This is a genomic window from Luteimonas kalidii, assembly GCF_029887935.1.
Lineage (GTDB): Bacteria > Pseudomonadota > Gammaproteobacteria > Xanthomonadales > Xanthomonadaceae > Luteimonas > Luteimonas kalidii.
In genome coordinates this window covers 97,558-120,318 of sequence record NZ_JARXRO010000011.1, presented here as the reverse complement: position 1 = coordinate 120,318, position 22,761 = coordinate 97,558, and the positions used below count along the sequence as shown (strand labels likewise).

General features: G+C 70.6%; 16 protein-coding genes. 3 read left to right on the top strand and 13 right to left on the bottom strand.

What is annotated here, in order from left to right:
- Positions 1–65: 65 nt before the first annotated feature.
- From QFW81_RS03905 to aspS, 7 genes are all read right to left on the bottom strand, one after another.
- Entirely contained in the window at positions 66–2,000 is a 1,935-nt protein-coding gene (locus tag QFW81_RS03905) for a potassium transporter Kup (RefSeq protein WP_280577257.1), read from the bottom strand.
- A 32-nt stretch (positions 2,001–2,032) separates the two neighbouring features.
- Complete coding sequence (gene ruvA / locus QFW81_RS03900; RefSeq protein WP_280577256.1) at positions 2,033–2,623, bottom strand: Holliday junction branch migration protein RuvA; 591 nt, start codon at positions 2,621–2,623, stop codon at positions 2,033–2,035.
- A 178-nt stretch (positions 2,624–2,801) separates the two neighbouring features.
- Entirely contained in the window at positions 2,802–3,323 is a 522-nt protein-coding gene (gene ruvC, locus QFW81_RS03895) for a crossover junction endodeoxyribonuclease RuvC (RefSeq protein WP_280577255.1), read from the bottom strand.
- A gap of 94 nt (positions 3,324–3,417) precedes the next feature.
- The gene (locus QFW81_RS03890) at positions 3,418–4,149 is read right to left on the bottom strand and encodes a YebC/PmpR family DNA-binding transcriptional regulator (RefSeq protein WP_280577254.1); all 732 of its coding nucleotides are present in this window, start codon (positions 4,147–4,149) and stop codon (positions 3,418–3,420) included.
- Positions 4,150–4,179: 30 nt separating this feature from the next.
- The gene (locus QFW81_RS03885) at positions 4,180–4,866 is read right to left on the bottom strand and encodes an esterase/lipase family protein (RefSeq protein ID WP_280577253.1); all 687 of its coding nucleotides are present in this window, start codon (positions 4,864–4,866) and stop codon (positions 4,180–4,182) included.
- A 150-nt stretch (positions 4,867–5,016) separates the two neighbouring features.
- Positions 5,017–5,568 carry a GNAT family N-acetyltransferase gene (locus tag QFW81_RS03880; protein ID WP_280577252.1) on the bottom strand — a complete coding sequence of 184 codons (552 nt, stop codon included), beginning with the start codon at positions 5,566–5,568 and terminating at the stop codon, positions 5,017–5,019.
- Between the two features lie 113 nt (positions 5,569–5,681).
- A complete protein-coding gene (gene aspS, locus QFW81_RS03875) occupies positions 5,682–7,457 on the bottom strand; it encodes an aspartate--tRNA ligase (RefSeq protein WP_280577251.1) in 1,776 nt (591 codons plus the stop codon).
- A 232-nt stretch (positions 7,458–7,689) separates the two neighbouring features.
- On the opposite strand from aspS, the gene QFW81_RS03870 reads away from it, so the two are divergent.
- Positions 7,690–9,801 (top strand): phosphoglycerol transferase I, encoded by a 2,112-nt coding sequence (locus tag QFW81_RS03870; protein ID WP_280577250.1) that lies wholly within the window; start codon positions 7,690–7,692, stop codon positions 9,799–9,801.
- Between the two features lie 338 nt (positions 9,802–10,139).
- On the opposite strand, the gene QFW81_RS03865 is transcribed toward QFW81_RS03870, so the two are convergent.
- The 3 genes from QFW81_RS03865 to QFW81_RS03855 form a co-directional block, all read right to left on the bottom strand.
- The gene (locus QFW81_RS03865) at positions 10,140–10,475 is read right to left on the bottom strand and encodes an FmdB family zinc ribbon protein (RefSeq protein WP_280577249.1); all 336 of its coding nucleotides are present in this window, start codon (positions 10,473–10,475) and stop codon (positions 10,140–10,142) included.
- A 412-nt stretch (positions 10,476–10,887) separates the two neighbouring features.
- A complete protein-coding gene (locus QFW81_RS03860; protein ID WP_280577248.1) occupies positions 10,888–11,589 on the bottom strand; it encodes a hypothetical protein in 702 nt (233 codons plus the stop codon).
- 105 nt (positions 11,590–11,694) lie between these two features.
- Complete coding sequence (locus QFW81_RS03855) at positions 11,695–13,608, bottom strand: ABC-F family ATP-binding cassette domain-containing protein (RefSeq protein ID WP_280577247.1); 1,914 nt, start codon at positions 13,606–13,608, stop codon at positions 11,695–11,697.
- A gap of 157 nt (positions 13,609–13,765) precedes the next feature.
- Here QFW81_RS03855 and QFW81_RS03850 point away from each other — a divergent pair, with 157 nt between their 5' ends.
- Positions 13,766–16,174 (top strand): TonB-dependent receptor plug domain-containing protein, encoded by a 2,409-nt coding sequence (locus QFW81_RS03850; protein ID WP_280577246.1) that lies wholly within the window; start codon positions 13,766–13,768, stop codon positions 16,172–16,174.
- Between the two features lie 256 nt (positions 16,175–16,430).
- Entirely contained in the window at positions 16,431–18,188 is a 1,758-nt protein-coding gene (gene ybaL / locus QFW81_RS03845; protein WP_280577245.1) for a YbaL family putative K(+) efflux transporter, read from the top strand.
- 686 nt (positions 18,189–18,874) lie between these two features.
- Here the strand turns inward: ybaL and clpB are convergent.
- The 3 genes from clpB to QFW81_RS03830 form a co-directional block, all read right to left on the bottom strand.
- Positions 18,875–21,457 carry an ATP-dependent chaperone ClpB gene (clpB, locus tag QFW81_RS03840; protein ID WP_280577244.1) on the bottom strand — a complete coding sequence of 861 codons (2,583 nt, stop codon included), beginning with the start codon at positions 21,455–21,457 and terminating at the stop codon, positions 18,875–18,877.
- A gap of 215 nt (positions 21,458–21,672) precedes the next feature.
- Complete coding sequence (locus QFW81_RS03835; RefSeq protein ID WP_280577243.1) at positions 21,673–22,140, bottom strand: thiol-disulfide oxidoreductase DCC family protein; 468 nt, start codon at positions 22,138–22,140, stop codon at positions 21,673–21,675.
- Entirely contained in the window at positions 22,137–22,667 is a 531-nt protein-coding gene (locus tag QFW81_RS03830) for a DUF4166 domain-containing protein (RefSeq protein ID WP_280577242.1), read from the bottom strand. The genes QFW81_RS03835 and QFW81_RS03830 overlap by 4 nt, the downstream gene beginning before the upstream one ends.
- Positions 22,668–22,761 lie beyond the last annotated feature (94 nt).

Below are 22,761 nucleotides of genomic sequence, written 5' to 3'. Positions count from 1 at the left end.
GGCCGACTGCGCCGGGGCCCGCGCGCCCGGGACCCATCGCACCCGCGGCCGCAGGACCGCAGGGGTCAGATCTCGACCTGCGCCCCGAGCTCGACCAGGCGGTTGCCGGGGATCCGGAAGAACTGGTTCGCCGGCGCGGCGTTGCGGTGCATCAGCGCGAACAGCTTGTCTCGCCACACCGGCATGCCGCGATGGGCGCCGGCCACGATGGTCTCGCGGCTGACGAAGTAGGTGGTCTGCATCGGGTCGAACGCGATCCCGCCCTGGTCGCACGAACGCATCAGCGCCAGCGGCACGTCGGGCGTTTCCATGAACCCGAAGCGGATGGTCACGCGGTGGAAGTCGTCCCCGATCGGCTCCATCTTCAGGCGCCGGTCTTTCGCCGCGTAGGGGACGGTCAGGGTCTCGACGGTCAGGAACACGTTGCGCTCGTGCAGCACCTTGTTGTGCTTGAGGTTGTGCAGGAGCGCGTGCGGGACCACGCCCTTGTCGCTGGTCATGAACACCGCGGTCCCCTCCACCCGCACCGGGGGCGCCAGCATCAGGCCCGGGATGAAGGCGTCCAGGCGGATGCCCTCCTTCTGGATCTCGTCGCGCAGGATCTCGCGCCCGCGCCGCCAGGTGCGCAGCAGGGTGAACAGCACGATCCCCAGCACCACCGGGAACCACGCCCCCTGCAGCACCTTGGCGCCGTTGGCGATCACGAACGCGATGTCGATCACCAGGAACAGCGCGCACAGCGGCAGCACCCAGCGCCGCCAGTTGGGCCACAGCGCGCGCGCCACGATCGCCAGCAGCAGGGTGTCGATCAGCATCGTCGCCGACACCGAGATGCCGTACGCGGCCGCCAGCGCGGACGAGGTGCCGAACGACAGCACCAGCGCGATCACGATCACCATCATCGTCCAGTTGATGGCGGGGATGTAGATCTGGCCGATGGTGTCGCTGGAGGTGTGGCGGATGCGCATGCGCGGGATGTAGCCCAGCTGCATCGCCTGGCGCGCGACCGAATAGCCGCCGGTGATCACCGCCTGCGAGGCGATCACCGTCGCCATGGTCGCCAGCACCAGCATCGGCCATCGCGCCCATTCGGGCACGCCGACGTAGAACGGATTGCGGATCGCCGCCGGATCCTCGAGCACCAGCGCGCCCTGCCCCAGGTAGTTGAGCATCAGCGAGGGCAGCACGAAGAAATACCACGCGTAGCGCACCGGCCTGGCGCCGAAATGGCCCATGTCGGTGTAGATCGCCTCTCCGCCGGTGACCGCCAGCACCACCGCGCCGAGGATGAAGATCCCGCCCCAGGTGTGGTCGACGAAGAAGTGCGCCGCCCAGTACGGGTTGATCGCGTGCAGCACTTCCGGCTCGTGCAGGATGTTGGTCACCCCCAGCACCGCCAGCACCGCGAACCACAGCACGGTGATCGGGCCGAACACCTTGCCCACTCGCGCGGTGCCGTAGCGCTGGGTGGCGAACAGCGCCACCAGCACCGCGAGGGTGATCGGTACGATCCATGGATGCAGCCCGGGCGAGATCACCTCGAGTCCCTCGACCGCGGACAGCACCGAGATCGCCGGCGTGATCACCCCGTCGCCGAAGAACAGCGACGCGCCGAAGATGCCGAGGATGCCGACCACGTAGGCGGTACGCGAATCCTTCGGAAAACAGCGCTGGGCCAGCGCCATCAGCGCCATGATGCCGCCCTCGCCGTCGTTGTCGGCGCGCATGATGATGGTCACGTACTTGAGCGTGACCACGATCGTCAGCGCCCAGAAGATCATCGACAGCAGGCCCAGCACGGTGTCGTGCTGCGCGGTCAGTCCGTAATGCGGCGAGAACGCCTCGCGGATCGTGTACAGCGGACTGGTGCCGATGTCGCCGAACACCACGCCGATGGCGCCGACGATCAGTCCGGCCAGACCGACGCGGCCGTGGCCATGTCCGGAGCCGTGCGACGGCGTGCCGGGCCCGTTCGTCGGCTGGGAGGGAGTCTGCGACATGTCGTGGTGGCGTGCGGCGACAGTGGGGGCTGTCAGCGAAGCGCGGACTGTAACGCTTTCCGGATGATCGTTTCAGCGCGGTCGCCGTCCGAGGCGGCCGCCTTGGCCATCTTCTGGGCCTCGGCGGGCTTGTAGCCGAGCTGCTGCAGGGCGATGGTGGCCTCCGACAGCGGGTCGGCCGGCAGCGGGCCGCCGGGGCCGCCGACCGGACCGATCGCCAGGTCCGCGGCGCGGTCGCGCAGCTCGACCACGATCCGCTCGGCGGTCTTCTTGCCGATCCCCGGAATCCGGGTCAGGGCGGTCACGTCGCCCGACTGCACCAGCAGCGCGAACTGGTTGACCGACGCGCCCGACAGCACCGCCAGCGCGATCTTCGCGCCGATCCCGGTCACCTTCTGCACGTCGCGGAACAGCCGGCGCTCGGCCTCGCTGAGGAAGCCGTACAGCGAGACGCTGTCCTCCTTCTGCGCGTAGTGCGTGAACAGCGACACTTCGCGCCCCACTTCGGGCAGATCGTAGAAGGTGCTCATCGGCGCCTCGAGCTCGTAGCCGACGCCGTGGACGTCGACCACCAGCCACGGCGGCTGCTTGTGCACCAGCACGCCCTTGAGCCGCCCGATCATGCGCGTACCTGGAGGGCCTGCATCGGCAGCGCCATGGCACCACCCCGGTCGTTGTTGGCAGCAGGACGCGCTCCCGGCGCCGGATCGGACATGGCGCCCTGCACCTGGCCTCGCGCATGCCGCCCACCGGCGATCGCGGGCGAACCGGCTGTGGCGAGACCCGAAGAGAAAAGACCGCTCACTTCCGGCTCCAGGCCTGCTGGGCACTCACGCCCAGCCGCTTCGCCGTGGCGCGCACGTGGGCATGGGTGATCGCGATCGCCAGCGCGTCCGCGGCATCGGCCTGCAGCTTGCCGTGCAGGTTGAGCATGATCCCGACCATATGCTGGATCTGCGCCTTCTCCGCCCCGCCCTTGCCGACCAGGGCCAGCTTCACTTCCTTGGCCGCGTACTCGTGCACCGGCAGGTCGCGCAGGACCACGGCGCTGATCGCAGCGCCGCGCGCCTGGCCGAGCTTGAGCGCCGAGTCGGGATTGCGCGCCATGAACACGCGCTCGATCGCCACCTCGTGCGGTCGCCACTGTTCGATCACGTCCGACAGTCCGACCAGCAGCCGCTTGAGCCGCGAGGCGAAGTCGCCCTCGCCCAGCAGGACCAGCGCGGTATTGAACACGTGCGTCGAGCGCCCCGCCTCGTCGACGTCGATGATGCCCACGCCGGTGCGCTGCGATCCCGGATCGATGCCGAGGATGCGGATCATGCGCGCGCGCGTGGGCCAGGGCGGATGCGGCGGCGCGCCCGCGTGCCGGCTGCGTCGAGCGGCCATCCGGCGCCGGAAGACCGCAGCCCCGTCCTCACCCGTACGCCTCGTCGCCCAGTTCGGCGTTCGAGTACACGCTCTGCACGTCGTCCATGTCCTCGAGCCAGCGCAGCAGCTTGACCACCTGCTGCGCGGTCTCGCCATCCACGGCGATGTCGTTGTCGGCGCGCATGGTGACTTCGGCGATGTCCGGCGTGGCGCCGGCAGCCACCATCGCGTCGCGCACGGCGGAAAAGGCCTCCGGCGCCGCGATCACGTCGATCGCGCCATCCTCCGGATACACCACCACGTCCTCGGCGCCGGCCTCGATCGCCGCTTCGGTCACCTTGTCCTCGTCCGCACCGGCGGGAAACGACAGCACGCCCAGCTTGCGGAACATGAAGGCCACCGAGCCCTCGGTGCCCAGGTTGCCGCCGAACTTGCCGAAGGCGTGGCGCACGTCGGCCACGGTGCGCACGCGGTTGTCGGTCAGGCAGTCGACGATCACCGCCACGCCGCCGGGCGCGTAGCCTTCGTAGCGGATCTCCTCGTATTCCACGCCTTCCAGTTCGCCCGTGGCCTTCTTGATCGCCCGCTCGATCACGTCCTTGGACATGTTGAGCGACAGGCCCTTGTCGATCGCCGCGCGCAGGCGCGGGTTGCCGGCCGGATCGCCGCCGCCCGCGCGCGCGGCCACGCCGATCTCGCGGATGATCTTGGTGAAGATCTTGCCGCGCTGCGCGTCGACGGCATTCTTGCGTGCTTCGATGGAAGGACCGCGTCCCATGCTCGATACGATTGGTGGCGAAGCAGCGGATTATACGTTTTGCGGGACATCGCCATGGTCGAAGTGGCCGGTGCGCAGGAACACCGCCGCCTGGTGGGCCGCCTCGGGCGAGAGCACCAGGCCGGTGTGGCTACAGCGGACCAGGCAGTGGTCGCAGACGCCGGGCAGGCGCGTCTCGGCGATCGCCACGGTACCGTCGGACTCGCGGTCGACCGCCGCCAGCACCCGGCCCAGGCCGCGCGGCACGCAGCCGGCCACCACCCCCACCTCGGCCGCGCCGTCCCAGCGCTCGAAGCCCTGCGACAGCAGGTCCGCGCTGCGCCCGAGGATCGGTGAGGACCAGCGCCGCGCCTGCAGCGCCCGCGCCGTCCCGCTGCCGCACAGCGGCGAACCGAGGCAGACCACGCGCCGCACCGGCAGGTCCGGGTCGAGCCGCAGCGCTTCCAGCGCCACCAGGCCGCCGAGGCTGTGGCCGACGATGTCGGTCTCCGACCCGCCGCGCAGGCGCTCGACCAGCGCCTGCGCCGCCGCGGCCGCGCCACCGCGGATGCTGTCGTAGGCCCAGATGCGCGGGCTGAAGCCTGCCGCGCGCAGCTTCGCGGCCAGCGGCGACAGCCACACGCCCGCATTCCAGATGCCGTGGATCAGCAGGACCGGACGCGGCGAGGGTTCAGCGGCGGGTTCGGTGGCGATGGCGGTCGCGGGTCGACGGAGCATGCGCGCCATTGCAGCGCCGCCACGAGAGGAAACGCAAGCCCGCGAGCGGCTGGCGCTTCGTCGTCATGGGCCTCAGGCGCGGGTCCGCCCGTTGCGGCCGTCGCGACGCGGACCGGCGCGGGCGCCCCGGGGCGGTCCGGGCGCGCGGACCTACCCGGCCGGTCGGCGCAGGATGAACTCCAGATCGCGGGTCGCGCCGACCGGGAACACGTACTCGCCGACGCGGGCGAAGCCGTAACGGCCGTAGAAGCGCTGCGCGCCGTGGTTCTCCGACCACACCCCGACCCACAGCGTGCGCGGGCCATCGCGCAGCAGCCAGGCCATCGCGGCGTCCATCAGCCGCCCGCCCAGGCCGCCGGACTGGTGTCCGCGCAGCAGGTACAGGCGCTTGATCTCGCCGTCGCCGGCAGCCACGTCCGGATGCGGCAGCCCGCAGGGTCCGGCGGCGATATGGCCGATCGCCAGCCCGTCGCGCTCGGCCAGCCACACTGCGTAATCCGGATGGGACAGGATCACGCGCTGCTTGTCGACCGCGTAGGCGTCCGCCAGGAAAGCCTCGAGGTCGGCGGACGGGTACAGGTGGCCGAAGGCCTCGGTGAAGGTGCGCGCGGCGAGCGTCGACAGGGTGGCGGCATCCTCGGCCGTCGCGCGGCGGAGCGTCGTCTGAGCGCTGGATGCAGCGTCGGGGACATGTCCGGCCATCGAAGTGTCTCCGGCGTGGAGGCCCCCTGGAGCCAGGGGGCGCGGCGCATGCCGCGGGGAAGGTGGAGGACCGGGTCGGGACCCGCGATCCGGTCAGCGCAATCGCGGGGAACTCATTGCGCGGCTGATGGGGCCGGCACCCGGACCTGGATGTGCACTTCCGCCAGCTGCGCATCCGGGATCGGCGAGGGTGCGCCGGTCATCAGGCACTGCGCGCTGGTGGTCTTGGGGAAGGCGATCACGTCGCGGATGGAGTCGGTCCCGGCCATCAGCGCGGCGATGCGGTCGATGCCGAAGGCGATGCCGCCGTGCGGCGGTGCGCCGTAGCGGAGCGCATCGAGCAGGAAGCCGAACTTGAGGTCCGCCTCCTCCCTGCCGATACCCAGCAACTCGAAAACCGCGCTCTGCATGCTCGAACGGTGGATGCGGATCGAGCCGCCGCCGATCTCGTTGCCGTTGAGGACCATGTCGTAGCCGCGCGACACGGCCGTGGCCGCGTTCGCACGCAGGTCGGCCTCGTCGTCGACCGCCGGCGCGGTGAAGGGGTGATGGAGCGCCACGTAACGCTGCGCCTCGTCGTCCCATTCGAACATCGGGAAATCGGTGACCCACAGCGGCGCCCAGCCGTCCCTGACCAGGCCGAAGTCCCTGCCCGCCTTGAGCCGCACCGCGCCCATGAAATCGCTCACGGTGGCATATTTGCCGGCGCCGAAGAACACGAGGTCGCCATTGCCGGCGCCGACGTGCGCCACCAGCGCGGCGAACGCGGCCTCGTCGAAGAACTTCTGGATCGGCGAGGACACCTCGCCGGTCTCGGAGATCTTGATGTAGGCCAGGCCCTTGGCGCCGTACTTGCCGGCATGCGCGGCGTACTCGTCGATCTGCTTGCGCGAGAGCGACGCACCGCCCGGAATGCGCAGCGCGCAGACGCGGCCGCCGGCCTCGCTGGCGGGGCCGGTGAACACGGCGAACCCGCTGTCCTTGACGAGATCCGCGACGTCGACCAGCTCCAGGTCGATGCGCAGGTCGGGCTTGTCCGAGCCGTAGCGGCGAATCGCCTCGGCATAGGTCATGCGCGGGAATGCGGCATCCAGTTCGACCCCGGCCACCTCGCGGAACACGTCGCGGATCATCGCCTCGACGGTGTCCTGCACGTCGCGCTCGGACACCCACGCGAACTCCATGTCGAGCTGGGTGAATTCCAGCTGGCGGTCGGCACGCAGGGCCTCGTCGCGGAAGCAGCGCGCGATCTGGTAGTAGCGGTCGAAGCCCGCCATCATCAGGATCTGCTTGAACAACTGCGGTGACTGCGGCAGGGCGTAGAACTCGCCCGGATGCATCCGCGCCGGCACCAGGAAGTCGCGCGCCCCCTCGGGCGTGGCCTTGGTCAGGATCGGCGTCTCGATGTCCTGGAAGCCGCGCGCATCCAGCCAGTGGCGCAGCGCGCTCACCAGCTTCGTGCGCGTGCGCATGCGGCGCTGCATTTCGGGGTGACGCAGGTCGAGGTAGCGGTAGGTCAGCCGCGTTTCCTCGCCCGGGTTCTCGTGGTGGTGGAACGGCAGCGGATCGGCCTTGTTCAGCACCTCGATGCGTTCAGCCACCACTTCCACCTGACCGGTGCGGATCTTCGCGTTGACCGACTGCCGCCGGCGCACGGTGCCGGTGATGCGCAGGCAGTCCTCGTAGCCCACCTTCTCGGCCGCGGCCACCACCTCGGCGTTGCCGGCCGCGTCCGACGGCTCGGCCACGATCTGGACGATGCCCTCGTGGTCGCGCAGGTCGATGAAACACACGCCGCCCAGGTTGCGGGCGACGTCGGCCCAGCCGCACAGGGTCACGGGCTGGCCGATCAGCGACTCGTCGATCAGGCCGCAGAAATGGGTACGCATGGAACGACGACTCCGGGAATGGAAGGCCGGCCCGGGGCCGGCGAACCCGCAAGTTTAGACGCTTTGGCCGCGCATGGCCCTGCCGCGCGGCGCAGCCCGGGTCCGGTCGTGGGCCGCGCAGGCCGCCTTGCGTCGACACCCGGTTCAGCAATATGACAGCACGGTGTCAATACGGTCGCCGTTCGCGGGGCCGCCGACCGGACCCCGATCCCCGGAGCGAGACCCGCGCCGCATGCCGATCTTCCTGCTGTCGCTGCTGCTGTTGCTGGGCTACCTGATGGTGGCCGCCGAACGCCTCGTGTGGACCAAGGCCGCGCTGGTGTCGGGCCTGCTGGTCTGCCTGAGCGGCTGGTGGCTGGTGGACCGCCTGAGCGGCAACGGCATCGACGCCGCCACCCTGTACCACCTGCAGGCCGGCCTGCAGGGCGCCGGCGTGGCCGAGTTCGCCGCGGACCTGTGGATGTTCGCCGGTCTGCTCGTGCTTTCGCTGTCGCCCCTGCTGCTGGCCGGGCCGCTGCGCGGGCGGCTGCGGCACCTGCGTGGCCGGCACCCCGCCGGCGCGGTCACCGCCGGCTTCGCCGTGGTGTTCGTGGCCGCGGTGGTGGCCAGCCCCCTGTACGCCGACGCGCGCCGCCTGCAGCGGCAGCTCGCCCCCGTCGACGCAGGGCCCGTGGCCGCAGAGTACGTGGTGCCGGCCGGCCCCATCGCGCGGCCGAAGAACATCGTCTGGATCTACGGCGAGAGCCTGGAGCGCACCTACCTCGACCCGGCGGTGTTCCCGGACCTGATGCCGAACCTGTCGCGGCTGGTGCGCCAGGGGCTGGATTTCCGCGGGATCGCCTCGCCCGAGGGCACGGGCTGGACCATTGCCGGGATCGTCGGCTCGATGTGCGGGGTGCCGCTGACCACCGCCCGCGGTGACGAGAACAGCCTCGGCCGCATGCGCGCGTTCCTGCCCGGCGCGCACTGCCTGCCGGACTACCTGAAGACCCAGGGCTACCGCAACGTGTTCCTGGGCGGCGCCGATGCCGCGTTCGCGGCCAAGGGCAACTTCCTGCAGCACCACGGCTTCGACGAAGTGCGCGACCAGGCCCACTATCGCTCGGCCGGCGTGGCGCGCGAGCACTTCTCCAGCTGGGGCGTGCACGACGACGTGCTGCTCGACGATGCATTCGAGACCTTCATGTCGCTCTCCGCCAGCGGCGCGCCGTTCATGCTCAGTGCGCTGACGATGGACACCCACCATCCGGCAGGCCACCTGCCGGTCGCCTGCCGCGACGTGCGCTACCGCAGCGCGCACGGCGAGATCGGGCTGCTCAACGCGCTCAAGTGCAGCGACCGGCTGGTATCGCGGCTGGTGGAACGGATCCGCACCAGCCCGTACGCCGCCGATACGCTGATCGTGCTGGCCTCGGACCACCTGGCGATGCCCAACCATCTCAGCCATGTACTGAAGGACATGACGCGCGAGAACCTGCTGGTGTTCCTGGCACCCGGGGTGAAGCCGCGGCAGATGAACGTGCCCGGCTCGGTGCTCGACAGCGGCGCGACGCTGCTTTCGCTGCTCGATCCCTCGCAGGGGGCGGTCGGGTTCGGGCGCTCGCTGCTGGCACCGGCGCACGATGGCGCCACCCGCGCCGCGCTGGCGGGACCAGAGGGCGACTTCGCGCCCTACCTCGCGTATGCCCGCAGCCTGTGGACCGGCGGCGACGTGCGCACGCTGCGGGTCGAGGACGGCCAGCTGCGGATCGGCCTGCAGCACGTCAAGCCGCCGGTGATGATCGAGTACGACGCCGAGTGGGGCCTGGGCGCGATCACCATGGAGGACGCGCCGCGCCAGTTCGGGATCGACGACCCGGCCAACGTGCGCGCCTATGTCGACCGCTGCACCGCGTTCGACGGCGGCGCCCTGCGCGGCGAGTGGTGCGCGCTGCTGGTCGATGCCGGCAACAACATGAAGCTGTTCGCGGGCGACGACCTCGAGCGCGGCGTGCGCGTCGATGCGTCGCTGGACGCGGCGGTCGGCCCGCGCCCGCGTCCGCGGCGTGCGGTGTGGCTGGGCGCCGAGTCGGCGGTGGTGGCGGGCGAATACCAGCTGCGCCTGCACCCGCGCCAGTGGCCGAGCCATGCCTTCTGGCTGGAGGCGATCGCGTCGGACGGCCGGGTGGTGGCGTGCGAGTGGATCGATCCCGAGGGGCGCGATCCGGATCGCCCGATCCGGCTGCGGGTCGGCGTGGACGAGCGCATCGAGGACCTCGAGATCCGGGCCTGGCTGGACTGGGCCGAATTCATGGAAGTCGACAGCATGGCGATGGTGCGCACCGGGGCCGGATCACGCACCTGAGGGCACTGGCCGGTTTGCTCCACGCGCCGGTCCACGACTGGACGACCACCGTTCGAGGCGCCGAGGCCATCGGCGACGGAACGCCCCCTTTCGTTCGTCCCCCTCGCCGAAGTCCAGCACGCGTCGTACGACATCTCGACGGACGAAGAGAGCTGTCCTTGCCGCACCACGAGTTGGGGACGATGTCGGCCGCGAGTGCGTGATCGGCGACGTCCGTGCGTGTGGCTCACGCCACAGCGTAGCCCGTCATCCGCATGCCCAGCCGGCGAACGCCCGTTGCGACTCCGCAGTGGAGCGCACCCGCGAACGCGGGTCCGCCCGACGGACGATCGGCGGGATCAGGCGTCCGCCGCCTTGGCGGGCGCAGGGCCGGGGGTGGCCGCAGGCTTGTCCGTCCCCGCGGCGGGCTTGGCGGCGTCGGGCTTCTTGGCGTCACCCTCGGGCTTGGCGGCGCCCTCGCCGCCTTCGGCCAGGTTGCGCTTGCGGTCGCCGTCCTTCTTGAAGTCGGTCTCGTACCAGCCACCGCCGGCCAGCCGGAACGCGGGCGCGGTCAGCGCGCGGCGGATGGCGGCCGCACCGCAGGCCGGGCACTGCTCGGGATCGGGATCGGACAGCTTCTGCAGGCGGTCGAAGGCGTGGCCGCACTGCTCGCAGCGGAAGGCGTAGATGGGCATGGGATGCGACGGAAGTCTGTTGCGAGCGCGCAGTCTGGGGCCAGCGCGCGCGAAATCAAGTCCCTGGCGGCGCGGGACGGGATCAGGTTCGGCGACGGCCCGGCGTCGCGCATGCACGTGGCGTCGGCCATAAGGACCACACCGCGACGGCAAGCGCGACCGGAACGGATGCGTAGCCCGGATAAGCGAAGCGCATCCGGGTGAAACATGCGGCTTTCATCGCCTTTACCCGCGCGTCGGTCCCGGATGCGCTTCGCTTATCCGGGCTACGGGCTTGGGGTACGGGCGGGTGAACGCGGGCGCGGTCGGGTTCAAGGCCGTGCCTGGCCCGTGACCGGAACGTCGGCGGCGCGCGCTGGATGCGGCCGCAGGCCGCGCGTCCACACGCCGCGGCGGGCGAGGGCGCGAGCGATCAGTTGCCTGGCGAAGCGGCCACCGGCTCACCGCTGCCCCAGGGCGGGGGGGGGAGGTCCACGGGCGTGGCGAGGTCGAACTCCACCCGGAACAGGCGGCCGCCTGGGCGCGAGAGTTCGTAGAGGAAGCGCTTGCCCGGCTCGATCTCCATCGCCCAGGTGTTGGTGACCGAGGCCTCGAGGCCTTCGCGCCCGAACAGCGCGACCGACTCGGCATCGACCGGGAATTCCTGCCGCGTCGCGGTGCCCGGCGACGTGCTCTCGCCACCGTACATCGTCACCGCATCCGGACTGCCGTCGGCGTGGCGGTGGTCGTGCTTCAGCCGCAGGCCGGGGCCGACGCGCGTCAGCACCCAGGTACGCGAATGGTCGTCGCCGACGTGGAAGGGCACCCGCAGCTCGCGCGTGGGCGCATCGCAGCCGCGCACGTGCATCACCAGGCGCTGGCCCTCGAAGGCGTCGGGGGTGGCCGGACGCGGCTCGTTGGCGACGATGCGTCCGGCGAACGCCTGCCCGCAGTGGCGGGCGAGCGCGGCCATGAACGCGTCCGCGGGCACGTCGGCGGCGGTGAAGCCTTCGGCCGCGGCGTCGGCCTGGGCGGCGGCATTGGCCCCGCGATCGCCGCTGTCGTTGATGCGGATGCAGGCGCTCAGCGAGAACGCGAGCGTGGCGAGGACGAACAGGCGTGGAAGACGGGTCATGCGCGCACCGTAACCGCGGCGGCGCGCGCGCGGCAACCGCCAAGCGTCATGCTCTGGTCCCGGTGCGCGACCGCAGCGACGCGCCGCGGTGCGTGCGCCGGGACCTCAGCCGTACAGCGCGAGCAGCTCGGACTCCGCCTCCTCGAGCTGCGCCTGCAGCCGGGCCTGGCGCTGGCCCAGGGCGGCGGCTTTCGCGCCGTCGGCATAGGTGTCCGGATCGGCCAGCGCGGATGCGACCTCCGCCAGCGCGTCTTCGAGTTCCGCCACCCGCGCCTCGGCCTTGCCCAGCCGGTGCGGATTGACGCGGGCGGCCGGCTTCGCTGGCGCGGGCGGCGCCTCCACCGCCTTCGGCATCGCAGGCGCGCGCGCCTGTTCGTTCGAGGGGCGCGAACGCAGCCAGGCCGCGTACTCGTCCAGGTCGCCGTCGAAGGGCTTGACCACGCCGTCGGACACGCGCCAGAAACTGTCGCTGACCAGCCCGATCAGGTGGCGGTCGTGCGAGACCAGCACGATCGCGCCGTCGAAATCGCTCAGCGCCTCGGCCAGCGCCTCGCGCATGTCGAGGTCGAGGTGGTTGGTGGGCTCGTCGAGCAGCAGCACGTTCGGCTGCTTCCAGGCGATCAGCGCCAGCGCCAGGCGCGCGCGCTCGCCGCCGGAGAAGCCGTCGATGCTCTCGAACGCGCGATCGCCGGGGAAATACCATTTGCCGAGGAAGTCGCGGAAGGCCTGGGTGGGCGAATCCGGCGAGAGTTCGCGCAGGTGGTCGATCGGCGAGGTGCCGGCGACCAGCGATTCCACCGTGTGCTGGGCGAAATAGCCGATGCGCAGGTCCGGGTGGGCGTAGCGCTCGCCCTCCAGCAGCGGCAGCTCGCCCACCAGGGTCTTGACCAGGGTCGACTTGCCGGCGCCGTTGGGACCGAGCAGGCCGATGCGGTCCCCGGCCTCCAGGCCGAAGCCGACGTTGGAGAGGATGCGGACCATGCCGCCTCCTGTGCCCGCGCCATTGCCCCCATCCGCCCCGCGGGTACCGTCCCCCGAACGCGGTGAAAGGACATACCCGCACTCGCCGTCGTTGATCCGCAGCAGCGCGTGCGGCAGCTTCGCCGGCTGCGGGAATTCGATCCGGAACTCGCGCTCGGCGCGCACCGCCTCGGTCCCGGCCAGCTTGGCCAGGCGCTTCATCCGGCTCTGGGCCTGGCGCGCCTTGCTGGCCTTGGCCTTGAAGCGGTCGATGAACTTCTGCAGGTGGGCGCGCTCGGCCTGCTCCTTCTCGTGCGCGATCTGCTGCTGGCGCAGGTGCTCGGCGCGCTGGCGCTCGAACGCGGTGTAGTCGCCGACGTAGAGCTTCGCCTTGCCGTCGTTGAGGTGCAGGGTGTGGGTGCATACGCCGTCGAGGAACTCGCGGTCATGCGAGATCAGCAACAGCGTGCCCGGGTATTTCAGCAGCCACTGCTCCAGCCACAGCACCGCGTCGAGGTCGAGGTGGTTGGTCGGCTCGTCGAGCAGCAGCAGGTCGCTGGGCATCATCAGCGCGCGCGCCAGGTTCAGGCGCACGCGCCAACCGCCCGAGAACGAACTCACCGGCCGGCGATGGGTCTCGGCCGGGAAGCCTAGCCCGTGCAGCAGCTTGCCGGCGCGCGCCTCCGCGTCGTAACCGTTGAGCTCGGCCAGGCGCTGGTGCGCCGCGGCCACCGCTTCCCAGTCCTCGCGCGCGTTCGCGTCGGCCTCTGCGCGGATCACCGCCGCCAGCTCGACGTCGCCGCCGAGCACGAACTCGATCGCAGCGTCGGGCAGCGAGGGCGTTTCCTGGGCCACGCTGGCGATGCGTACCCGGCCGGGCACGTCGACGTCGCCGCGGTCGGGCTCGACCTCGCCGCGGATGGTGGCGAACAGGCTGGACTTGCCGGTGCCGTTGCGCCCGACCACGCCCACACGCCAGCCGGCGTGCATCGCCAGGTCGACGTCGGACAGCAGCAGGCGCTCACCGCGGCGCAGCGCGAAATTTCGGAAGGCGATCATGGGGCGCGGATTCTACCGGACCACCGGCAGCGTCCCCGCCGACACGCGCGTCATGCCCATCGCGCACACGCACATGCCGTTCAGGCCTTTGCCGGGTTGTTACAAACGTGTTAAACCTCAGGCCGACCCATCCCTTTTCCCCCGAAGGAGCGCGTCAATGTCCCGCCATCCCCTGTTCCTGGCGCTGCTCGCCGCGTCGAGCGCCGCCGTTCCCGCCTTCGCCCAGCAGGCGTCCACCGAGACCGCCCGCACCCTCGACACCCTGATCGTCACCGGCACCCGCACCGCCGACCGGACGGTCGCCGAATCGCAGTCGCCGATCGACATCATCACCCCCGAAGCCCTGCAGGCCACCGGCACCACCGAACTGGCCACGGCGCTCTCGCGCACGGTGCCCTCGCTCAATTTCCCGCGGCCGGCGATCACCGACGGCACCGATGCGGTGCGCCCGGCGCAGCTGCGTGGCCTCGCGCCGGACCAGGTGCTGGTGCTGGTCAACGGTAAGCGCCGCCACACCACCGCGCTGATCAACCTCAACGGCAGCCAGGGGCGCGGCTCCTCGCCGGTCGACCTCAACGCGATTCCGGTCTCGTCGATCCAGCGGGTCGAGGTGCTGCGCGACGGCGCCGCCGCGCAATACGGCTCCGACGCGATCGCCGGCGTGATCAACGTGGTGCTCAAGGGCAGCCGCGAGGGCGGCAGCGTGCTCGGCCGCTACGGCCGGATGAGCGCCGGCGACGGCGCGCAGTGGAACCTCGGCGCGGATACCGGCATCGCCCTGGGCGAAAGCGGCTTCCTGCACCTGGCCGCGCAGGGCGGCGACCAGGACAACACCAACCGCGCCAAGCCCTACAACGGCGTGGTCGAGCAGCGCTACGGCGATCCAGAGATCGAGTCCGGCGCCTTCTCCTACAACACCGAGTACAGCCCGGCCGAGGGCATCACGTTCTACTCGTTCGGCAGCTACAGCGAGCGCGACGTGCTGTCCAACGGCTACTTCCGCTGGCGCGGCGACAACCGCAACAACGTCGCGATCTATCCCGACGGCTTCCTGCCGCAGATCCACAACGTCAGCGAGGACCGGGCGTTCGTCGCCGGACTGCGCGGGTTCACCGCCGGCGGCTGGAACATCGACCTGAGCTACAACCATGGCCTGAACCACCTCACCTTCGACATCGAGAACACCCACAACCGCAGCCTCGGCGACAGCTCGCCCACCCAGTTCTATGCCGGCGCACTCGAGACCACGCAGAACGTGCTCAACCTCGACGTCAACCGCGCATTCGACGTGGGCTGGCTGGCCTACCCGCTGAACGTGGCGTTCGGTGCCGAGTGGCGCGGCGAGAAGTTCAACCTCTCGCCCGGCGAGCCGGGGTCGTACGCCGACACCGGGCTGATGATCCCCGAGCGCGACGCCAACGGTGAACTCACCGGCGAGATGATCCGCGCTGCCGGCGGCTCCCAGGTCTTCGCCGGCTTCAAGCCGGTGGATGCCGGCTACTTCAACCGCGAAAGCTACTCGGTCTACCTCGACCTGGAAGCGGACGTCACCGACCGGTTCTCGATCGGGTTGGCGGCGCGCGGCGAGGACTACAGCGACTTCGGCAGTACCTCGACCGGCAAGCTGTCGGCACGCTACGCCTTCACCGACGCCATCGCCCTGCGCGCCACCGCCTCGACCGGGTTCCGCGCCCCGTCGCTGCAGCAGCAGTATTTCCAGTCGACCGCGACCAACTTCATCGACGGCGTGCCGTTCGACATCGTCACGTTCCGGGTGACCAACCCGGCGGCGATCGCGCTCGGCGCCGAACCGCTGCGTCCCGAGGAGTCGACCAACCTCGGCCTGGGCCTGGTCATGCAGCCGATCGACAACCTCTACGTCACGGTCGATGCCTACCGGATCGACATCGACGACCGGGTGTACCTCTCGGAGAACCTCACCGGCCCGGTGGGCGACTACCTCGCCGCGGAGTACGGGATCTTCGGCGTCCAGGGCGGCCGCTACTTCACCAATGCGCTCGACACCCGCACCCGCGGCATCGACATCGTCGGCAGCTACCGCTGGGAATTCGACGCCAGCAACCTTGCCGCCACCGCCGGCTACAACCGCAACAAGACCACGATCTCGCGGATCGCACCCAACCCGGCGGCGCTGGAGGAAGTGGCCGACGAGTACGGCGTGGTGCTCAACCGCATCGGCCGGGTGGAGCAGGGACGCGTCACCGACGGCACGCCGCGCGACCGGTTCTTCCTCAACGGCATCTGGACCCTGGGGAACTTCTCGGTCGACGCGACCACCACGCGCTGGGGCGAGTTCACCAACTTCGGCACCGCGACCGACGGCAGCGGCGACCAGACCTACGGCGCGGAATGGACGCTCGATCTCGCGTTCAACTACCGCGTGCAGGACTGGACGTTCACGCTGGGCGGCGACAACGTGTTCGACGCCTATCCCGACCAGAGCCTCGCCGGCGCGGGCGGACGCGCCTACCTGCCCTACAGCACCCAGTCGCCGTTCGGCTTCAACGGCGCCTTCGTGTACGGCAAGGTCGGCTATCGCTGGTAGGCACGGCTCCCGGAGGCCATGCCGCGACGTCCCGGCATGGCCCGGGACATCGCGTTGCGGCTAACGGCGTCCGCACCCGCGCGACTCAGATCCGTGCCCTTGGCGGCCATGTCGCACGAGTGCGGCAGGTCCGCAGCAGGTCCAACGCGCGAGCGGCGGAACCGGAACGACGTCGCGCGATGCGCTCGCCTGCATTGCCCGTCGGCGACGCATCGGCCACACTGCATCTCCATCGCGCACCCTCGCCGCGTCCTCGATGCACCATGACACCGACCTGATCAACATCGTCGCAGTCGGCCTCGCCGTGGCATTCGTGCTCGGCGCGCTGGCCAACCGGCTGCGCATGTCTCCGCTGGTCGGTTACCTGGTCGCCGGCGTCATCGTCGGACCGTTCACGCCCGGATTCGTCGCCGACCAGGACCTGGCCAACCAGCTGGCCGAACTCGGCGTGATGCTGCTGATGTTCGGCGTCGGCCTGCACTTCTCGCTCAAGGACCTGCTCGAGGTCAAGGCGATCGCGATCCCGGGCGCGGTGGCGCAGATCGCCGTGGCGACCCTGCTGGGCTGGCTGCTGGCCTGGGGCATGGGCTGGTCGCCGATCAACGGCTTCGTGTTCGGACTGGCGCTGTCGGTGGCCAGCACCGTGGTGCTGCTGCGGGCGATGGAGGAACGGCGCCTGCTCGACACCCGTCGCGGCCGCATTGCGGTCGGCTGGCTGATCGTCGAGGACCTGGCGATGGTGCTGGCGCTGGTGCTGCTGCCGGCACTGGCGGAGGTGATCGCCGAGAGCGAGACCCTGGCCGACGGCGGCACCCTGCGCAGCATGGCCGGCACGATCGCCTTCGCGCTGGCCAAGACGCTGGTGCAGGTGGCGCTGTTCGTCGCGGTGATGCTGGTGGTCGGGCGCCGGGTGATCCCGTGGACGCTGGAGAAGATCGCGGGCACCGGTTCGCGCGAGCTGTTCACGCTGTCGGTGCTGGCGATCGCGCTGGGCGTGGCGTTCGGTTCGGCGGTGCTGTTCGGGGTCTCGTTCGCGCTGGGCGCGTTCTTCGCCGGGATGCTGCTCAACGAGTCCGAGCTCAGCCAGAAGGCCGCCAACGACTCGCTGCCGCTGCGCGATGCGTTCGCGGTGCTGTTCTTCGTCTCGGTGGGGATGCTGTTCGACCCGATGATCCTGGTCGAGCACCCTTGGCAGGTGCTGGCGACGTTCCTGATCATCGTGGTCGGCAAGTCGCTGGCGGCGTACGCGATCGTGCGCCTGTTCGGCCATCCCAAGGGCACGGCGCTGACGATCTCGGTCAGCCTGGCGCAGATCGGCGAGTTCTCCTTCATCCTCGCCAGCCTGGGCGTGGCGCTGAACCTGCTGCCGGCGACCGGCCGCGACCTGATCCTGGCCGGCGCATTGCTGTCGATCGTGGTCAATCCGCTGCTGTTCGGGTGGCTGTCCCGGCGCGAGGCACGCATCGACGCGGAAGCCGCCCACCAGGCCGCCGCGGATCACCCGCCCGAGCCGCCGCCGGTGCCGGAACACGTGCGCGACCACGCCATCCTGGTCGGCTACGGTCGCGTCGGCAGCCAGCTCGCCGAACTGTTGCAGCAGCGCGGCGTGCCGCTGGTGGTGATCGAGGACGACGGCGAGCTGGTCGCACGCGCGCGCGCGCGCGGGCTGTACGCGGTGCGGGGCAACGCCGCCTCCGAGCCGGTGATGCTGGAGGCCGCGCCGGAGCGGGCGAAGATGGCGATCTTCGCGATCCCGCAGGCGCTCGAGGCCGGCGAGACCATCGAGCGGATGAAGACGCTCAACCCGACGATCACGGTGCTGGCGAGGGCGCACAGCGATGCCGAGGTGAAACATCTGCTGGAGCACGGCGCCGACGGCGCGGTGCTGGCCGAACGCGAGCTGGCGTTCTCGCTGGCCGAGATGGTGATGTCCACGCCGCCCTACCGTCCCGCGCGCAAGGGCGCCGACGACGACCGCGCGCCACCGAGCGATCCTGCGCCCGCGGCGGCCTGACCGGGACGGTGTGCACCCGGGGCATTCGCCGGCGCGTCCCTCGCGCTGCGGCATGCAGCCGCCGCGGCTCGCAGCGGGCCCTGGGTGCGCTTCGCCATGCTGCGTGTTCGTGCGCGCCCAGGCGTTTCCTCCAGTGTCCGGGAAGACGCCCTCGCGTATCCGGTCATCGCGCTCACGCGCGCGACCGGCACCGCGGCGGCACCCACGCGCCTCGGCGCCGCTTGCGGAGCCGCGTGAATCAGGCCTGCGCCAGCGCCTGCTCCAGGTCCGCCACCAGCGACCGCACCAAGGCGGTGTTCGTCGAGTCGGTCATCGGAGGGCTCGCGCGGTCGTCGGAGGGCCGGGGCCGAGACGATAGCCCACGCCGCCGCGCCGCGGACGCATGGTTTCAGCGCCAACGGTTGTGCGGCGCACGAATGGTCGGGTCGCCCACCCGCCGGTGCGCCAGCGCGATGTCGGCGAACCGATCGACGACGTGTCGGGTCCCGGCGCCAAACGGGTCCACGTCTCCCCGGATGCGCTCCGCCTATCCGGGCTACGGCGGTGGCGTAGCCCGGATAAGGTCGAAGACCGCACCCGGGGTCGGGATACGTCGCGATCGCCCCGGATGCGCTTCGCTTATCCGGGCTACGCAGCATGATGTAGCCCGGATAAGCGGAGCGCATCCGGGCGAGGTGTGCCGGATCTCAGCCGGCGACGAACACCACGCGTCCGCCTTCGGCATCGACCCGCACCGTGTCGCCGTTGCCGAACTCGCCGGAGAGGATCTTCTGCGCCAGCGGGTTCTCCAGCTGCTGCTGGATCGCGCGCTTGAGCGGCCGCGCGCCGTAGACGGGGTCGAAGCCGACGTTGCCCAGCAGGTCGAACGCCTTGTCGGAGACCTCGATGCGGATGCCGCGCTCGCCCAGGCGCTTTTCCAGCCCGCGCAGCTGGATCCGCGCGATCGCCTTGATCTGGGCCTTGTCCAGCGGATGGAACACGACGATGTCGTCCAGCCGGTTGATGAACTCGGGCCGGAAGTGCGCCTGCACCACGCCCATCACCGCGGCCTTCATCTGGGTGTAGCTCTCGGGCGTGTCGCCCGACAGCTCCTGGATCATCTGGCTGCCGAGGTTGGACGTCATCACGATCACCGTGTTGCGGAAATCGACCGTGCGCCCCTGCCCGTCGGTGAGGCGACCGTCGTCGAGCACCTGCAGCAGGATGTTGAACACGTCCGGATGCGCCTTCTCGACCTCGTCGAGCAGGATCACGCTGTAGGGCCGGCGACGCACCGCCTCGGTCAGGTAGCCGCCCTCCTCGTAGCCGACGTAGCCCGGGGGCGCGCCCACCAGGCGCGAGACGGCGTGCTTCTCCATGAATTCGCTCATGTCGATGCGCACCATCGCGTCGCTGCTGTCGAACAGGAACTCGGCCAACGCCTTGCACAGTTCGGTCTTGCCCACGCCGGTCGGGCCCAGGAACAGGAACGAGCCGCTCGGCCGGTCGGGATCGGACAGTCCCGCGCGTGAGCGGCGCACGGCATCGGACACGACCTTGATCGCTTCCTCCTGCCCCACCACGCGCCCGTGCAGCGCGTCTTCCATCTTCAGCAGCTTCTCGCGCTCGCCCTCGAGCATCTTGCTCACCGGAATTCCGGTCCAGCGCGCGACGACTTCGGCGATCTCCTCGGCGGTCACGCGATCTTGCAGCAGCCTGAAGTCCTTGGTCTCGGCCTCCTGTGCGGCGGCGAGCTGCTTTTCCAGCGCCGGCAGCGTGCCGTACTGGATCTCGCTCATCTTCGCGTAGTCCTGCCGGCGCTGCGCGGCTTCGAGTTCGAGCTTGGCGGCCTCGATCTGCTCCTTGACCCGCGTCGCGCCCTGCACCATGGCCTTCTCGGCCTTCCAGATCTCCTCCAGGTCGTTGTACTCGCGCTCCAGCGTGGCGATCTCGCTTTCGAGGTCAGCCAGGCGCTGCTTCGACTCGGCGTCCTTCTCCTTCTTCAGCGCCTCGCGCTGGATCTTGAGCTGGATCAGGCGACGTTCCTTGCGGTCGAGTTCCTCCGGCTTGGAGTCGATCTCCATGCGGATGCGCGAGGCCGCCTCGTCCATCAGGTCGATGGCCTTGTCCGGCAGCTGGCGGTCGGCGATGTAGCGATGCGAAAGCGTGGCCGCGGCGACGATGGCCGGATCGGTGATCTCCACGCCGTGGTGCACCGCGTAGCGCTCCTTGAGGCCACGCAGGATCGCGATCGTGTCCTCCACGCTCGGCTCGCCGACGAACACCTTCTGGAAGCGGCGTTCCAGCGCGGCGTCCTTCTCCACGTACTTGCGGTATTCGTCGAGCGTGGTCGCGCCGATGCAGTGCAGCTCGCCGCGGGCGAGTGCGGGCTTGAGCATGTTGCCCGCATCCATCGCACCTTCGGCCTTGCCGGCGCCGACCATGGTGTGCAGCTCGTCGATGAACAGGATGATCTGGCCCTCGTTCTTGGCCAGGTCGTTGAGCACCGCCTTGAGCCGCTCCTCGAACTCACCGCGGTACTTGGCGCCCGCGATCAGCGCGCCCATGTCGAGCGAGAGCACGCGCTTGCCGCGCAGCCCTTCGGGCACCTCACCATTGACGATGCGCTGCGCCAGGCCCTCGACGATCGCGGTCTTGCCCACGCCGGGCTCTCCGATCAGCACCGGATTGTTCTTGGTCCGGCGCTGCAGCACCTGCACGGTGCGGCGGATTTCCTCGTCGCGGCCGATCACAGGATCGAGCTTGCCACTCTCGGCGCGCGCGGTCAGGTCGATGGTGTACTTCTCCAGCGCCTCGCGCGCTTCTTCGGCGTTGGCGTCCTTGACGCTCTCGCCGCCGCGCACGGCTTCGATCGCGGCCTCGAGCTTCTGCTTGGTAGCGCCGGCGGCCTTGAGCGCCTGGCCGGCGGGACCGTTGTCGTCGAGCGCCGCGAGCAGGAACAGTTCGCTGGCGATGAACGCGTCGCCGCGCTGCTGGGCCAGCTTGTCGGTGACGTTGAGCAGGCGCATCAGGTCGTTGCCGACCGAGAGCTGACCGGCCTGTCCGGTCACCTTCGGCAGTGCCTCCAGCGTCTCGCCCAGTCGCTCGCGCAGCACCGGCACGTTGACCCCGGCCTGCGACAGCAGCGGACGCGTGCCGCCGCCCTGCTGGTCGAGCAACGCCACCAGCAGGTGCACGGGTTCGATCATGTTGTGGTCGCGGCCGACGGCCAGCGACTGCGCGTCCTGCAGGGCCGCGGTGAAGCGCGACGTCAGCTTGTCCATGCGCATGGGAGGTACCTCGGGAAGTGCGGGCCGACCGGCCCGGCGATGTGTCCCACATGCGGGTGGATCACGCGGATGCAAGGCTTGCGCAGGGGCGATCGCGCTGGAGCCGCCCTCCCCGGCTCGAAGCCGTGGACGCGGCGATCAGCCCGGCCACCGCACGCCGCGCGGACCGGCGACGTCGGCACCCTGGCCTGGGCCCAAGGCCGACAGACGGCGGCTCAGTCGACGATGAACCTGTGCCGGTGCGCGGCGTCCGGCACCCGGCAGGCCGTGCGACGACCGAACAGCCGGTAGCGGTGGCGGGCCACGCTGCGGTAGAGCCGGTCGCGCAGCGGGCGCGGCAGCAGCCGGCCCATGGCCGCGACCCGCCACGGTGCGCCCAGGCCGGACAGCACCCGCGCGATCGCGTCGGTATCGGTGTGCGCGCCCTGCGCGTCGAGCAGCAGGAACGAGGCCGGGTCATCCGGATCCAGCCCATGCGCGGCCAGCAGGCGCCGGCCTGCGGGACTCTGCATCGCGGCGAAGCGGTAGCGCTGGCGCCGGTCGCGCGCGAGCAGGAAATCGACCCAGCCGTTGCACAGCGCGCAGACGCCATCGAAGACGATGATCCCGCCGTCCGCGGCCCCGGCGGAGGCCGGCGACGCCTCACCGGTCCCGCGCGGATCCGGCCCGGCGGAACCGCTCATGCGGGTTCGAGCCAGCCCGCGTAGCGGATGATGCGCCCCGCCAGCGGCAGCGTGGCCTCGACTTCGAACCGGTAGCGGTCGTCCTGCTCGTACTCGCGGCAGCGCACGCCGTCGAACAGCGCGGCCGGCAGCGGCAGCAGTCCGAACAGCCGCGCCGTCGCCACCGTCCACCAGATCGCGCCCTCGTTCGCGTGCAGGGCGAAACCGAACCGCACCGGCCCGAGCCGCTCGCGCAGCAGGCCATCGCGCAGCGAGACGGTCGAGGTCATGCGCGCGCCGCCGAAATCGCGACGCCAGGTTTCGCGGTGCGGCGCGCAGTCGAAGTCGACCACCGTCGCCACGTCTTCGCCGGCGGCCGGCAGGCCGGCGGCCCATGCGCACAGCCGCGCCAGCGGATTGCCGCCGCGCTCGATCGTCGCGCGGCCGGCGTAGCGGAAGCGCCCGCTGCCGGCGTGCAGCCTGCGCAGGCTGTCGGGCAGGCGGAAGAACGCGGCGCCGAGCGCCTGCTGGAACACGGTGGGCGACATGCAGGTGATCGGCAGAGCGGGACGGACAGGATAGCCGTTGCCGCACGCCCTGCCGCCACGACATGGCGGCGAACCTGCGCTCAGGGCAACGCGG